The following is a 16600-nucleotide window of genomic DNA, read 5'->3' on the forward strand; positions in this document are numbered from 1 at the left end:
TTAGCAGTTTAATAGAGAGAAGCTATCGAGTCGCTTGTAAGAAAAACACAAACACAAAACTCATCCGTTATTTTTTTCTGATTTACCTACTGCATTAATTGCTTGACCAATCTCATCTTGTAAACCACCATAATCATTTCTTTCATCATGATTTATCCCTTCAATTCTGCTTTCTAACTCCAGCTTAATTATAGTATTAATTTTATCTATGTTATCGAGAAAGCTTTTACATTCTTCATCACTATACTCTTCGCCAGATGCTTTTTTTTCAACAAATAGGTTTTTAAATCCTACTAAATCGGAATTCTGATCGGTATTCAGTACAACATTTCTCTCTACGAAGCTAAGATCTGATAGTAATAAACTAACCTCTAATAGATCTTCACTTTTAATGTTTGCAAGATTATCAAGATTGTCTAAAATATTAAACACCTTAAGCCTTTCTTGTGCAATCTCTTTGTCTTCCTTATCAAATTCAGACAATAAACTATGATTATCTACAAATTTCTCACTCAAAGCTTTATTTAATTTAGTGAGGTCGATATTGTTGTCTGGTGTGTTGTCTAATAGTAGATCTACTCTTGCCCTACGCGCATTTAAAATGTCATCGTAGTCATTTAACTTTATATTACCATCACCGTCTTGCTGCAGACCATAATAATTTAATCCTTTAAAGTTATGATTCTTCGTCATTATCACCCCTGTTATCAGCCCTTTCATTATTCTCACGTTCTGTATCTTCTCCAAAAAGTAACGAGGTGTCGTAATTTTCGCCTTCTTGATCTCTTTCTTTTTTTCTTCTAGCTCTTTCAGCACGTTTTTCTATAGCTTCCGGAGTATTAGTGTATTTTTCTGTGCCTAACTCTCGTGCTAATTCATTTGATTGATTAGACTTATTTTCCTTTAGTGGTTGATCAAGCTTGTCTTTTTCTGGTTCTCTCTTACGTCCGATAGTGTAATCATGAAGTTTTTCTAAGAAATCTCGCCTATGCGATTTTGCTCTACAGAGCAGATTACCTTGGTAACCATCTTTTTCTCCTGTACGGTGGCTAACTCCTATAGAATCAAGGCCATGCTCCCAAGTAAACTTCATAGCATCTTCTATTGTATAGCCCAAATGTGACCCTACATATCCTTTATAATAATCTAAATATTTACCAATCCTTCTATGTGTAATATCTTCTTTATCAACTCCAAATGCCCTATAAATTTTTTCCTCAAGCTTATCAATGTCATTTTCAGGCGATGTCACAAATTTTGTTGCTTCAATAGTAGCATTTACAAGTTTACGTGGCGCATCAATAGCATGTTTCAGTACACCTTCAACTCTTGGTATCCTACCCAGTAGATTAGCTGTACCTCCGGCTAATCTGTCTGGTAAATGAGTAGCCCAACTGCCTAAAGACTCTAGTTTTCCACCAGCAAAATCTTGCCACTTCTGCTTTAATCCTTCTGCTACACCAGCTAAAGGTGACGCATGATACATGCTAGATATGCTGTAAACGCTGTATCCACCACCGGCAATACTTGAGCCCATTTGTTGCACAAACTCACGTAAGGAGAACATTAAGAATGAGAGCAAGAATAATACAAAGATTTCCCCCGCATTGATTAAATAGCCCCTCTGTATGTCTTGCACCCTTTGGTAATCGCTATTTTCTTGATAATTTTTGCAATCCTCACAATCTTTACATTTCTGACAGTATTCACTGTTGGGATCCCTATATAATTTGTGCAAATCCTGTAATTGGCAATGTGGCTCTCGTCTAATAACATCCTGCACCAAAGACTTTATCTCTCTTTTAAGATCTGGTCTTATGGTACCTTTTCTGTAGTCATCCACTATTTTCCTATAATTTTTACATTTTTCTTCATCTTGCTGAGGTTGACAGTAAAGCTCTGTTATTTTACTATTCATACCACCTATCTTTTTGTCTATATTGTTGATCAGTAATATAATGTTAGCCCTCTCTGATGCATGAGATAAACTATTTGTTAAGCGTACTAGATCCTTTGCACTACAGTTATTATCCACTACTATATCACTTTCCGCAATATAGTGGTCTGCTGGATTATCTTTAGTTCCAGGAATTGGATTAAAGAAAGGATAATCTATATAACGAAACCCTTTTATATGTTCACCATTTTTATCTTTAGGGTAATCCGGTGGAAGCGGGATATATCCAGCGCCTCCAGTAAATTTTATTGTACCACCTTCTCTGCTTATCTTTTCTATACCTTCTATGTTCTTATCTACGTTCAGCGGAGAAGCTTCTCCAAGAGTGTAAGGTACGAAAATTTGCCCTGGGGTCCAACCAAAGTACTGGTTATCAACGATACAAAAACCGCCAAACACCCATTTTGGAGCACATAACCTTACCTCAAACCATTTATTGTAGCATACAGTAAAACCTAACTGCCTATAAAAGGTATTCATTATAATGGAAGCCAGTAATGACAAGAGAGCAAATATCATAATCGACTGTAAACAAAAGCTGATGCAGAATTTTATCCAACCTTCAAACAGACTTTTCAGCGGTGAAAATAAAATAGAGATCAGGAACAATGGCATGATAGCTATAAGAAAAGCTATACCCATAAAACCAGAGAGAAATATTATGTAAGCATATAAGCACAGCAAGAAATATAAAACTATCCCTATGAAAATTGCTGGTATCATAAGTAAGCTTGCCCACATTTGGTAATGTAAAAACGCTGCAAACTTTTTCCAAACAGAATAAGCAAAAAACTTATTGAACATGTCCTCCATGAAGCTAAACAACTTAGCTTCATTTCCTTGAGCAATACTTCCGGTGTTCATGTTGGGAGCAAAATTAGTAATTATACTTATCAGTTGTTCAAGACCTTTAACGAATAGAACGAGAAAATGATCATAGAAAAATCTAAAACTTCCAGGAGATATAAGCACTATTACTAGAGTGATTTTCATCATTCTGATGAGCATATCATGCTTAGTTTCTCGTATCATGCCAAAAAGATAAAGAAGCGATGAAATCATTACAAATAGAACAAGCAAGGAAAGAACAAAATTGTGAAAACTTGAACCTTTTTTAACTATATTCTCAAACATAGTTTGCGCAGCCGCACACTCACTACCTTTACAATCTTTATCAGGTGAGATCAATAAAGTGTCTTTTAGATAATGATAAACTTCATTGAAAAATCCAAAGGTACCTGGTTTTTGTACTCCACCCAAAAACTCAAAAGAGTAGCCACCTACATTATCTAAGTAATATCTATCTAATATTTTTACATATATTTTCCATCCCTTTTCTAACTTCAACTCATTACAATTTCTGTCCTTTAATTTAGTGCTATCTCTGTCTAAAGTAAAAAGTCCATTGGCGCCCTCTGCTGTGGAGTTATAACCTAGATGTACAGTAGGATATTGAGGATCGCGCATTAACTTTAGATTTTCGTTAGGATCATCTTTCCCCGTTTGAAACAAAAGATAAGCACCATGACCATTGGTAAACCAACATGGAGCACCACGTGATACTGTATTTGCGCTATCATCTTCATTAATGCAGTTGCACTTTACAGTGCAACTTGCATCAGGCTTACTTGAAAATTTTTGTATGCTAGGTTTATAATCATTACAAACTAAGTGAAAGTCAGGTAGACTATTATCACCTGACTTGCCTTCAAATTTAGTTGCATATTTTAACTGCTCCAAGCTTTGTAAGGTATAACTGCCTTTTTTAGATTCCTTCTTGTTATCATTACTCCAAGATGTCCATGCACCATTAACTCGCACTATTAAGCTATCTCCATTGGTTTCTAATCCAGTATCTTTCCACTTCACCACTTGGTTATGGTGGAAACCATAATTAATTTCTCCAGTTTCAGGATCAATAACTTCTCCATCTTCTGGAATAAACGCATCGTGATCGTTTGTAAAACGAGCGCTTACTGCAATAGGTTCAGGACCAAAATAATCGGCAGATATGCACCTTGAGAAAGGCATATCGTTCTTACTACAACCTGTGATCAGCACATAAGCTGCAAGAAGTAATACCCTAAACCAACATTTGCCTAAGCGTGATTGCATATCTAAACTTTTTCCAAATATAGAAATAAATTTCTAAAACTTTACTTAAAATATCTTTTTAATTAGTTACTCCATAACATCATTCATATCTTACTTCTCTCCATTTCCTTCCTTGTTTTTAGCTTTATCACTAGGATCACTTCTTATTGTTTCATCAGGATTTTTTTGCTGACCTGATTGTTTTGGTGCTTCAGGTTTAGAGCTCCCCCTCTCCTTTTTATCAGGACCTTCTTGCTTACCTGATTGTTCTGGTATTTCAGATTTAGGGCTCATGGAATTATCCTTCACGTCAACTTCCGTCCGATCTTTACCCACTTGTTGCCTAATGTTCTGTATCATACCTTGGGTGTTATTATCAAGGCCAACAGCCGACAGTATAGCTTGTGATGCGCTACCGGCAACTTTGCTAACATTTTGAGCAGCTCCCCAACCAGAGCTGAATAGTGCTTGTGCCATAGTTTCTGATATAGTAACAAAAGCTTCCATTGCATTAGCAATAATTAAGTACATAAATGCTTGGATCAGATCTATGGGCAACGCTGCAAAGTGCCCACCAGCCCTTTCTCCGGTACTGAGTGCAACATCAACATTAGTGCCAGGACTGTATCCAAGAGGCAGTATTGATTTCATCAAGCACAGATCATACGATAAGAAATTTACGCTAATTAAACATTGATAGCATGCAGAAAAATTTGTGAGATTGTATAGAACTGAATACATCAACTGATTTAAAAGAGATAAAGATGAAAATAAAATAACTGGTTGTACTGCAACGTGAGCCAGCGTTTTTATCCAGTTATCAAACAAGGGTTTAGTCTGTTGAAATAAAATAAACACGATAAACAAAGGTGTTAATGACAGTAAAAACGCTACTAGAACAGTAGATATTACATATTTAAACGTAGCGCTAATAATGCATTTTAAAAACGCAAAAGTAGCGTAGAGTATTGCCAAAAATGCAATAAAGCCAAAAGGACCAGAGAGCATCAACGATAAAAACTTTAACCAAGTTTCTGCTGTGAATAATATTCCTGCTGTCAAGTCTAAGAATGCAAATTTTCTCCCCCCTTCCCCTATATAGCCAGAAAAGCTATCAACTAAATAAGTGCTACCATCTATAAAAAGTCTGGATAAAGTTGTACCAAAAAGTTCCCAGCTTCTATCGCTAAAGGCAAAAGCTATAAATGCTATCTTGAACATTCTTACAATGAAATCAAATTTACTTAGCTGTATTGTTCCAAGCATATAGCCAACGACAGTAAATATAACGTATAGAGTAAGCAAAGCTCTTACTCCTTGAAGAAGACCTCTTGCATATCCTTTGTATGAATCTTTAACGCTGTCACCAATTACTTCTTTTTTCATAAAACCAAATATCTTGTTTATATTTGATGAAATAAAATCATTAATTTTTCTTTTGACAAATAAAGTTACACTATACTTATTGTTTTCGTAATATTTGCCATTTTTGTCCGTAATGTCATCTCTCTCTACGTTGCTTACATCAATACCAAAATATATCTTCTTAGATTCTTCGTTCTGAAAGTGTTTTCCGCTTATTACATCTAATATAGTGTACTCATCTTTTCCGTCTACTCTTTCTCTTACCACTTTGAAATCATTAGTTCCCACACTATGCAAATCTTTAGGTGGCTCATCACCTAAATATACATATAATTTTTCGCCATTAATGTATTCACATGATCTAGTCACTTTAACATGGTACCCACCCCTATTAGCTCCATAATGACCATAATCTGCAATGGCAAGCATCACACTGCTACCAGGTGTTACACTTCCTATTGGATAGTCATGATTTAATTTCAGAGAAAAATCCTTAAAATTATCACTAATTTGCGAACACACATTATCCTTTCTTGCACCTACTTCATTATCTGGAAGACATTGCATACCTTTAGCAGTACCTTGATTATCAAGATCACCAATTTTTGCAACAGCAGTACCTTGATTATCAAGATCACCAATTTTTGCAACAAGAGCCTCAGCCCAGGAAATATCTTCTTTAGTGTTTATTGTAAAATCAATGTTAATCTGCTTGAGATCCCCTTTATTTTCTTCTCTCTTCTTAAGTTTATCTTCAACTTCTTTAAGGTGAGAATACATATCACATTTATTTCCTTTATCATATTTGTTATACCTTATAGAAGAGACACAGTTCCGTTCTTTGTCTTTATATGTATAATTCCATATACCCTTCTCAGTATAGCACACGTTCTGATAGTAACAATTAAGCTCATAAGAGCTGTACTTTTTCACCTCGTTAGAATCGCAGTTTTTTCCATCACATAATTCGTTCAATCCTATTTTAGCGCGGCGTAAATCGAGTAGCGAGCCATATATCCATGGTTCGTTGTCTTGAATATAACCTTTATTAAAATGTACCTTATTATCATATGGGGTATACCCATTGCCAACTAGCACTTTGCTTTCCTTTGCTTTTGTTTTATCAAGAGGTAAAAATTTTATTTTATTTCTCTTTCCATCCTTGCCCTCACAAAAAAATTCCTCTCCCTCTTGCTTGCTAACATTCAATATTTCACTTGCTGACACTTTTTCACCTCCTTCTTCAGCTCTATAACAATTGTCATCAAAGCTGATGCCTTTCCCTCCTGGATTATCATAATCAATTGTTATCTTCCTGGGAATTAAGCTGAAGCTTAACTTATCACCAGGATTTACTTTAATTCCAGTGTCCACATAACGTCTATTGCTGCCAAATTCTTTACCGCCGCACAATTCGTTTTCATTTACGCCTTTTTCATCAACGCCATAATTATTAGGCACATCGTTAATATTTGCAGCTTTACTATAATTTGGTTCTGAGCCATCAGCACAAAAGCTAGCTGGCACAAGTACTTTCCTTGGATTTTTACCTTCTTTAAGAGGGCAAAAATTTACTGATCCATCGAGGGTGAATTTGATTTCCTCACCCCCACTAATTACCTGACCAGAATCAACCCAATGAATTTTATCGGCTTTATGAACTGGAACATCCACATTAACGCTGGTGTTTCTGCTCTGCAACCCAGGCTCAACACACTCCATAGTACAACCAGTGATTGCAAGACACAGTATCAATAATAGTGATCTTTTACTTATCATTGCTGTCTTCCTGGTTGTGGTATCTGAGGCGTTGACCTTTGAGTCCCTTGTGGTATTTGAGGTCTTGACGCACCTGACTGTTGAAAAGTACCTCCTCCTCTTCTTTGAACGCTTTGTTCATCTAACCCTACTGTTCCCATTAAGCTTTGTTGATATTCTTTTCCAGGTTCGTTTTGCACATAAGCACCAAACAACGAGTCAGATATTGCCGAAGAAGCTTTAACTAAAGCTTTCATAGCGTGTCCCAAAATAACAAAAGCCATCATAGCGGTAATATTAGGTGTATATTTGGAAGCATAACCATAGAAGATACAAGGGTTAAAAATCTTTAGGTTAATACTAAGTATACACGTAGAGCAGACTTCAAAATCAAATACTGAATATATGATATAATCCATAACCTGACTTATCAGTGATATAAAAATTAAAAGCACTACTGGATGAATCGCAAATCTTGCTAAATTTTTAACCCAGTTGTGAAACATCTGCCTAGTATACGCAAATAAAAGACAAATAATAAAAATAGGTGCTAAAGAAAGCAATAACGCAACTATTGCTATAGATGTAATAAAAGAAAATAAGGCATTAAAAATAGATAAGCTCACTGTGATTAAACCCCAAATCACCAAGCAAAAAGATACAATGCCCAAAGGGCCAGAAAATATAAGAGATACTATTAACAATACTGAATGCGATGACAGAAATCTATTTAACGGCAAATCAAGAAACTCAAAAACATTTGAAGTAGTGCCTCTGAAATTTGCTATTTCTATTAACTGTTTTGGGGTGTTAATAAAAATAGAAAATGCATTGTTATAAAAAAAATTCCAACTGTTGTCCTGCAGCAGCTGGGTAATAACTCCTATCTTTACGCATATAATTAGAAACTCATATATAGAAATATGAGTTAATCCAAAAAAGTAGTAAAGGGTATATAAGATTATGTATAATACTAACAGCGATATTATCGTAGATCTAATGGTGTTTGTTTTGTTTGATTTTAGAAAACTTTCGTAAAGATGCTTTACAGGACTAGTATCAGAGTGAATCGCGTTGGAGTCTTTATAGCTGGAACCAAAAAATGCAGTTTTTACTTTTTCGTCAAAAAAATTATAGATTGCACTAAAAGTTCTTGTAGGTGGCTCTTTAGTTGTTAGGTTAATGCTAAACTGACCTTCATTTTTGTAATCGCAGCCATGGTCTCTTATTCCGTAATATATGGTGCCTGTTTTGTCTTTTAACTTTTCTTTTAAGCCTTCCATGTACTCAGTATCATGAACTTGGCTAATATCCACAGATATATCCGCTTGGTCTTCACCAGGCTTATGGTCAGGGAATTTATCAGAAACACGTATATATAAGTTATTTTTTAGGCTATGGTTCTTTGTTACCCTTATGTTGAAACCACCTTTGTCATTTCTATCGTAGCAGTGCTCGTCATTTCTACTACATAAACTAAAAGTTAAACTTGGTGTTCGATGGTATTTTTCTATCTTATAATCACAGTTAGTACATATGCCACCTGTTGGAATGTATTCAAAATCTTCACCATCCATGTGAACACGTAATAGTGTAATGTCAGTTTTTACCTGTTTTTCCTTTAATACGTTACTAATAGTTTCAGCAATAACAGATTCACCACTAGAATTTAAAGCATTGAATATCTCACCTTCTATACTATTGTATTCAATATATGCGCAACCTTTGTTTCCGCTGTCGGAAGGAAATTTACATATACGTCCGCAGAGTAAATTCAAAATGCGCGTATCTATTTTGCTTTTCTGATCACTTGAAAGCCCCCTGCAGTCTATATTTCCCCCTTCTTGTTTTATAGAATTGATGACATTTTTAATCTTTTTTTCATCTTGATCTAACTTCGAAAAATCTGAATCCCAGTACTCTTTTCCATTCAACCATTGCGCATCGCCTATTATATATTTATTAGGACATATTCCATCTTGAATACTACCTTGACATTCTTCTTGATTTAAAACATGTGCAAAATGTTCCGTTTCTTGCTCGCTACACTTTTCATCGATTTTCACATACCTGATTTTTGTCTCACTCTCTTTATCTTTACACACTTTACTTCCAATAACACTAAAGCTTATCGTATCGTCTTTTTTAAGTGCAAATGGTAATGTAACGTCATTTCTCCCAGGCCTAATTGCAAAATCTGCATACTGCTTAGGACAAAAATTAACCTTACTAGGCACTATATTAATCTCTGTTACGCTTCTTATCCCATCTGAGATGTAAACACCAGAATCAACCCACTTCTGCTCTGTCGACACTATATCTAGTTTTTCACGCAAACCTGATAAATTTTCTGGCTTAATACAGTGATCCTCCCCGCATCCAGACAATAAAAAAAGTACCACAAAACTTATGCATAGCTTACCCAAGTTTTGGTTACTTAAACGTTCAAGCATCTGTTACTTACCTTAACTAGCATCACCGCCACCTTAGTTAATCTTTTCGCTGGAACCTTTACCACTATCTCCACCTCCTCCACCAGCACCACCTCTTGCCTTCTTGACAGCAGCAGCAGCAGCTTGACCAACACCTCCAGCAGCAGCTTTGGCAGCAGATAAAGCTTTGCCCACCATTTGTCCAGGTGTACTACCAGAACCGAGTAATGCTCTATGGTTACCAGCAAGTTCAGCAGCCATGTTAGGAAGAATGTTTAAAAAGTGGTAAAAGAGGAATAACACTAGACACAACTTTAATAACTCTCCGATGAGAGAGCTGCCAAACTCCATGTATGTAAAGTCGAATAGACCAAGTATGCTGCTCTTTTTAAAGCCATAATTTTGCATCATACATGCAAGATTAGTTTCATTTTTATCACATTCCCCATCTTTCAATTTAAACCACTGTTTTTTCTTACTATATGAGATTTCTGCTTGTTTCTTTTCATATGACTTGTCCGGTTGTTCATTTTTATATGACTCGTCCAGTTCAAAATTTAAATTTTTAAAATAGATTTTATCACATGCTATGAACATAAAGGACAAAAACGCAAAAAGGATAACCGGGTATAAGCTATAGGTAATCAACTCTTTCACCCAGCCGTCAAAATATCCTTTGGTGTGTTGGAATAAAACCATAGGAATAAACAAAGGTGATAGAATAACAATTACACTTAAAGCAACTAGAGATAAAATAAATACATAGCACAGCCACAAAATAACCATCATCATCAGAACGGCCATAAATATACAGACAAGAGCTACTAAAATTTGTCCACCAGCGAAAATAATACCAATCACCGAACCTGCAACTAACAAGACAGGAGCAGCACCAAGCAAGACTGCTAACGTTGCAACACCTCCAGTACCAATTTTGCCACCAATTCCATCTAAAGGGGCACCTAAATAAAATAAAATTCTACAATCAAGCCTATCCCAAGGTGCAAGATAACTGTAAGATACCTTCTTTCCTTCACGAGTATATTCATAATCTGTACCTGCTTTATAATTACATATGCCTTTACTTTCAGATGACGCTTTTAGCACTATCTCTGACAAACCATTTGAGAGACGAGTTAATTCTCCATAATAATGAGACATGGTACTGCCTGTTGTGAAGTAAATCACTAAAGCGAATTTAATAATCAACATGTACATCTCTTGTGGACTGCGAACTCCACCAGACATAGCTTTTATAGAGAACAGTATTAAAGCTAAAACCAAAACAGCAGTTACAGTGTTTTTCAACCTCTTTTGTGCTACAGATAAGAAACTGCCCTTGTTATGTCCATCTTTATCTTTAAGTGGGCTGCCACTTGAATCAATACCTGCAACTAAATTATCTAACGATTCCTTAATGCATTGCACTATCATAGAAGTCACGGGAATAGGAGCTAATGATTTACTCCCTGCCTGGTTATAGCAAGCTTTAGAGACATACGAGCTAAAACAGCGAGCATTATCATAACCTACAAAAACTTTTCCTTTTTCTTCCGTTTCCCTTATCAGAGTTTTGTAATCTTTCTTGGGATCAATTTCTATTGGCTTATCAGTATTAACACTGGCCTTATCCTTGAAAATCATCATAGATTTTTCACACATAGGAGCAAGTGGGTCAGGTGGCAATTCCGTGCACCCCATATCAACCCCTTGCGGCCAAGGAGTCATTTCGATACCAAGCATTCTCACACTTGCTAACTCCACACACAATCTGCCCATTTTTCTCACTGCTTTAAATGTTGACCCATGTATGGTTTCGCTTTGCCCAGCTTTAAGAACTTTACATTTCAGCTCACCATCGACCGTCGGGGACCATGACCCATCTACATATCCAGTATCTTTTTCCCTTACATCAAAGTCTATGTATCCAGGTTTTTCTCTGGAATCAAAGTCTTTCTTGTTAAAAAGATTACCAAAAGTTAAAGGATTTCGATGACATATTTCTATATATTCACTGTATTGCACACCGTTTTTTGGCCAGTAATAACTTTCTGTACTCTCCTGAACGTTAGAATTTAAGGCTTCTTTTTCTGCTCTTTTCCCGTCATAGTCTTTTTTGTTCACGCCTTCCCGAGCTTTATCTTGCAAACAAGAAAAATATTCATCTTCTGTTTGGTAATTTTTATTGGTACAGCCACTATAACCTGTGTCTTCTAATTTAAAATTTTTGTATTTTCCATCATGACCACGTGCAACTGGGTGTTTAACAAAACTATGTTCACAAACAACAAGCCCCCCTATTGCTTTCCAGACTCCAACAATTGCAGCTATCATTCCAACAATAACAAGAGCGGTAAACAAACCAGCAGAAGAGACGATTAAGACAATGCCAGTAAATATTGCGCCAACAGCAATCGCTATTCCAGCAAGTGCTGCAGCTGTTTTAAACGCCCCACAATCAGGATTAGAGGCACGACTGAAGCTGCCAGTGGAATTAAATCTGCTAACAAATTCTGTCTTGTCAGTACCACTTACTCCATCTGCAAGCACTGGATATGAGAGTAAAAAGTCTATATTTAGTAAAAATATCGCAATTAATAGCAATGACAGCTTAGTCTTAAACATTTTTTACCTTCTGATAAAATATAGGCAACCATACTTTTGGGTTGTCCCCAACTTCATTTAATATATCGTGTAACAATAGAACACTTTCTGCACGTCCGGATAATACGTTGATTATATCATCTAAGTCTTTTAAGTCTATTCTAGCTACCACAGCATTAACTCCTTGTTTCACCAAAAAGAATCTAGTACTCGGATCTGTGTGCTTAATTAATATATATTCACGTTCAGTTAACATAAAAACATCCCGATAGACACTAGTAGCTTTCAGATTTGGTAAAAAAATCTGTGTCGCTGTTTGTTGTACAAGCGTATCGCTAATAGCACTTTTACTTGCATCCTCAACACTCTGAGTAGCAAAAATCACAAAAGCATTTAGTTTTCTCAGTACCTTCAACCAGTCTTTTATCTTGGGTGCAAAAACTGGATTATCTATTAATGCCCATGCCTCATCAAGAACGATAATAGATGGAGTGCCATCAAGAGATATACTAATCCTATGAAATAAATAAATCAATACTGGTCCAAGGGCAACAGGATCTTTGAGCAAGCTAGCCATCTCAAAACCAAATACTCTTGCTCGTGAAAAATCTAGCAAATCTTCTTTATTGTCAAATATTGCAGCATGAGAACCATTATCATGCCACATAGATATTGCCCCAGCTAGAGTATCAGGACCTGCAAGTCCTAAAAACGGTACAAGGTTTCTTAAGAACCTGTCTTCTTTTCTTAATTTAAAATTTCCTTCAATTGCATCATTAATTCGTGCAATATCTTCTGAAGTAAATTTATCATTATATACCGAAATTAAAGACTTTATCCACTCCATTAAAAATGTTCTATTATCAGAGGTATCATCAAGTTGCAAAGGATTAAAATTTGTTTTAGTTCTTGGTTCTATTACAGTATAGATACCACCAAGTGCTCTTAAGAAAATCTCTGCACCGCGATCTTTGTCAAAAAAGAATATCCTTGGAGAAAATTTTATCGCTTGAGCACATAAGAAATTCATTAAAACAGTTTTACCAGCACCAGTTGGGCCAATTATCATAGTGTGTCCAACATCCCTTATATGAAAGTTGAAAAAAAATGGAGTACCAGATGTCGTGTCGAAAACTGTAACGGCATCTCCCCAGTGGTTATTGAATTTATTACCAGTAGGATAATTATGTTGAGATGCAAATCCAGCCAAATTAAGACTACTTATTGTAGCTTTTCTCACTATATAATCGAAATTACCAGGAATTTGCGCCCAAAATGCTGGTTCAAGGTTAACTCTCTCACGGACAGGGTAAACACCGCAATTAGAAAGCTCTGATTCTACCAACGACAGAGCGTTATCCAATGATTTAGGACTTTTTTCTATACATAAAATAGTCAGGTGATGTTGACCAAATGCAATCTTACCACTCATTGCGTCATCAAGCGCTTGAGAAATTTCTGCTATTTGAGAAATAGCTTTATCTGCAGACTGTATCATTCGATTTTGCTGTATCTGCATTTTTCCAATCGCCATTTGCCTGTTTATAAATTGAAAAGATTGCGTAATTATAAACTCGTAAGGAAGTTGTAAAAACGAATCAAGCATTCCTGCAGAAGTATGATTTCCATATTCTTTGATACTAACTACTCCAGCATATTTACTCTCATTATGAGTCACAACCTGTATCATCTTACGGCCAAAGAATAACCTATGTACTGGTAAGTATCTTGATATTTCAGTTCTTAGCGGAAAAAGCGTACTTGTAACGAAGCCACAATTTACGATTCTAGATAGAAACTCCATTATTTCGCAGAACAAACCATCTGGAGTTTCTTTTACTCCAAGAATTTTAGGCGAATAATTTCTAAGGCTTGTCACTACACGATTTGTCGTTTCCTCTAAATCTTCATACGTGGCACGCATATCACTTTCCCAAGCATGTTTTGAAGTTACATGTCCGAATTTTTTTAGTAGATATGACAAAAATTCTACTCCTTTTGTGTCTGCTCTACGGATAATCGTAATGTATAGGTCATTAATAAATGATTGCCTTGTTGCGTGTTTTTCTCTCCATTTTAGATTTACGTGATTAGCGAAAAAATTCGGCAAACCTTGACTTGCAAATTCATCAGAAAAAATATTTTTTTTACGTCTGATAGTATGAAAATACAAACTAAATGCCGGAGATGAAATGCTTCTGAGCATCTGATTCCTGATATTATTTTGTATTACTAAATCCTCGTCATCGGCGGTTTCAAATGCAAAGCCACTTAATTTTATAACCTTAACCAACCAATTTTCTTTTGTCATCAAGGTTGTGCTATTCCAATAGCAAGAATAAGGAATAAATTCAGCAGCGTGAACTTCCCTGCTCAGAGTAGATTTACTCTTTGATTGAATAGCCCTAAACCTCAGCATCACACAACATTAAGCAATATCATAAGAATTGGCTCCATGATAAAAACGATTTAAACATTTCGAGCACTTTCCTAATTTTACCATAAATAATTCAATAAACAAAGGTTCTTTTGCAGAAGCTATATAGCCAAGTCCATGTATACCTGGTAACATTAAGAGAATCACTCTCAAATCATTTGAATTAATGAAAATTAGCAGGCAAATCAGGACGTTTAATATTGCAAACATATAACTCACACCAAAGAGCATTGCAGGTCTTGTAAGACCTTTAAATAATTGATCTGTTTGTATACTACCTGTGGACATATCTTTAACCTTCTAATAATAGCTCTAACACTAATACTATATCATTATATTAAAAATCCATTGAAACTAGTAGCACTTTAAGTTAAGATACATTGATTAATAATTTAACCCAGATAATGACAAGTTGGCCATTTCAAGAAGCAGAAAAAATATTGCAAGAGTTTCCTAATAAAAAAGAAATAATATTTGAAACTGGTTATGGACCCTCTGGTTTACCCCACATAGGAACCTTTGGAGAGGTTTTCCGCACTACAGTTGTTGTAAATGCATTAAAAAAAATAGCTCCTGGTATAAAAACCAAAATCATTGCAGTTTCAGATGATATGGATGGTTTGCGAAAAATACCAGATAATGTGCCAAATCAAGAGATGCTAAGGGAGCACTTAAATAAACCATTGACTATGATACCCGATCCATTTGGCACTCATGAGAGTTATGGTCATCACATGAATTCGTTGTTGTGTAAATTTCTTGATTTGTTTGAATTTGAATACGAATTTAGGAGTGCAACAGAGTGTTATAAATCTGGCGTTTACGATGAAAAACTTTTACTCCTGCTGAAAAATTATGATAAAGTGATGGACGTAATGCTTCCATCATTTCGGGAAGAAAGGCAGCAGACTTACAGTCCATTCTTGCCGATATGCCCAAAAACTTCCCAAGTTTTACAAGTTCCAGTAATTGAAACAAATACAGATAAAGGAACAATCACGTATGAAGACCCAAACGGGGAAAAAATAGAAGTTCCAGTGACAAAAGGAAAATGTAAACTGCAATGGAAACCTGATTGGGGAATGAGGTGGGCCGCATTTGGAGTAAATTATGAAGCTCACGGAAAAGATTTAACTCCATCTGCTGTGCTTTCAAGTCAAATATGTGAAATACTTGGAGAAAAGCCACCACTTCTGTTTTGCTACGAGCTTTTCCTTGATAAAGAAGGAAAGAAAATATCAAAATCAAGAGGAAATGGCATTTCGATTGAAGAGTGGCTAACTTACGCACCAACGGAGAGTTTATCACTGTATATTTTTCAGAGTCCTAAAAAAGCTAAACGTTTATATTTTGATGTGATACCAAAATCAACCGATGAGTATCTAGAGTTTGTAAGGTGCTATAATGAGAGTAAAGAAAAAGATATAAATAATCCTGCATGGCATATTCATCAAGGTGAAGTTCCCAGTATAGAAACTTCAGGTATAAATTTTACGCTACTTTTAAACCTAGCGGCGGCTTGTAACGCTGAAAACAAAGAGATTCTCTGGGGTTTTATATCCACTTATGCACCAAGCGTCACACCAGAAAATAATAAAATGCTCGATAGACTTTCAGACTTTGCAGTAAAGTATTACCACGATTTTATCAAACCAACAAAATCATATAAAACTCCAAATGCAAAAGAGAAAGAAGCGTTACTAGATTTGAAGGACACTTTACATTCTCTATCTACAACTGTTACTGCTGAAGAAATTCAATCTCAGGTATTTTCTATTGGAAAAAAATATGATTATACCAACTTACGTGACTGGTTTCAGCTATTATATGAAACGTTACTTGGCCAAAAAACCGGTCCAAGAATGGGATCTTTCATAAAGCTTTATGGAATAGATAATACGATTTCTCTCATAGAAAGCGCTACTAAATGTATACTTTAGAGTTTACCTTCTT

8 protein-coding genes are annotated in these 16600 nt (G+C 35.6%); 1 reads left to right on the top strand and 7 read right to left on the bottom strand.

Features of this window, described 5'->3' with window-relative positions; all coding sequences use genetic code 11:
* Nucleotides 1–60: 60 nt before the first annotated feature.
* The 7 genes from ABWU75_RS04585 to ABWU75_RS04615 form a co-directional block, all read right to left on the bottom strand.
* Nucleotides 61–693, bottom strand: coding sequence for a hypothetical protein (locus tag ABWU75_RS04585; protein ID WP_264731533.1), 633 nt, complete (start codon nucleotides 691–693; stop codon nucleotides 61–63).
* Nucleotides 677–4072, bottom strand: coding sequence for a type IV secretion system protein (locus ABWU75_RS04590; RefSeq protein ID WP_353286700.1), 3396 nt, complete (start codon nucleotides 4070–4072; stop codon nucleotides 677–679). The genes ABWU75_RS04585 and ABWU75_RS04590 overlap by 17 nt, the downstream gene beginning before the upstream one ends.
* A gap of 90 nt (nucleotides 4073–4162) precedes the next feature.
* The gene (locus ABWU75_RS04595) at nucleotides 4163–7195 is read right to left on the bottom strand and encodes a type IV secretion system protein (protein ID WP_353286701.1); all 3033 of its coding nucleotides are present in this window, start codon (nucleotides 7193–7195) and stop codon (nucleotides 4163–4165) included.
* Nucleotides 7192–9627 (bottom strand): type IV secretion system protein, encoded by a 2436-nt coding sequence (locus ABWU75_RS04600; protein ID WP_353286702.1) that lies wholly within the window; start codon nucleotides 9625–9627, stop codon nucleotides 7192–7194. The genes ABWU75_RS04595 and ABWU75_RS04600 overlap by 4 nt, the downstream gene beginning before the upstream one ends.
* A gap of 33 nt (nucleotides 9628–9660) precedes the next feature.
* The gene (locus ABWU75_RS04605) at nucleotides 9661–12231 is read right to left on the bottom strand and encodes a type IV secretion system protein (protein WP_353286703.1); all 2571 of its coding nucleotides are present in this window, start codon (nucleotides 12229–12231) and stop codon (nucleotides 9661–9663) included.
* The gene (locus ABWU75_RS04610) at nucleotides 12224–14629 is read right to left on the bottom strand and encodes a VirB4 family type IV secretion/conjugal transfer ATPase (RefSeq protein ID WP_353287072.1); all 2406 of its coding nucleotides are present in this window, start codon (nucleotides 14627–14629) and stop codon (nucleotides 12224–12226) included. The genes ABWU75_RS04605 and ABWU75_RS04610 overlap by 8 nt, the downstream gene beginning before the upstream one ends.
* A gap of 9 nt (nucleotides 14630–14638) precedes the next feature.
* Nucleotides 14639–14935: a type IV secretion system protein VirB3 gene (locus ABWU75_RS04615; RefSeq protein WP_253307377.1), complete on the bottom strand. Its 297-nt coding sequence runs from the start codon at nucleotides 14933–14935 to the stop codon at nucleotides 14639–14641.
* Nucleotides 14936–15051: 116 nt separating this feature from the next.
* On the opposite strand from ABWU75_RS04615, the gene ABWU75_RS04620 reads away from it, so the two are divergent.
* The gene (locus tag ABWU75_RS04620) at nucleotides 15052–16587 is read left to right on the top strand and encodes a lysine--tRNA ligase (protein ID WP_265016662.1); all 1536 of its coding nucleotides are present in this window, start codon (nucleotides 15052–15054) and stop codon (nucleotides 16585–16587) included.
* Nucleotides 16588–16600 lie beyond the last annotated feature (13 nt).

The organism is Wolbachia endosymbiont (group A) of Anthophora plumipes, from assembly GCF_964028115.1.
Taxonomy (GTDB): domain Bacteria; phylum Pseudomonadota; class Alphaproteobacteria; order Rickettsiales; family Anaplasmataceae; genus Wolbachia.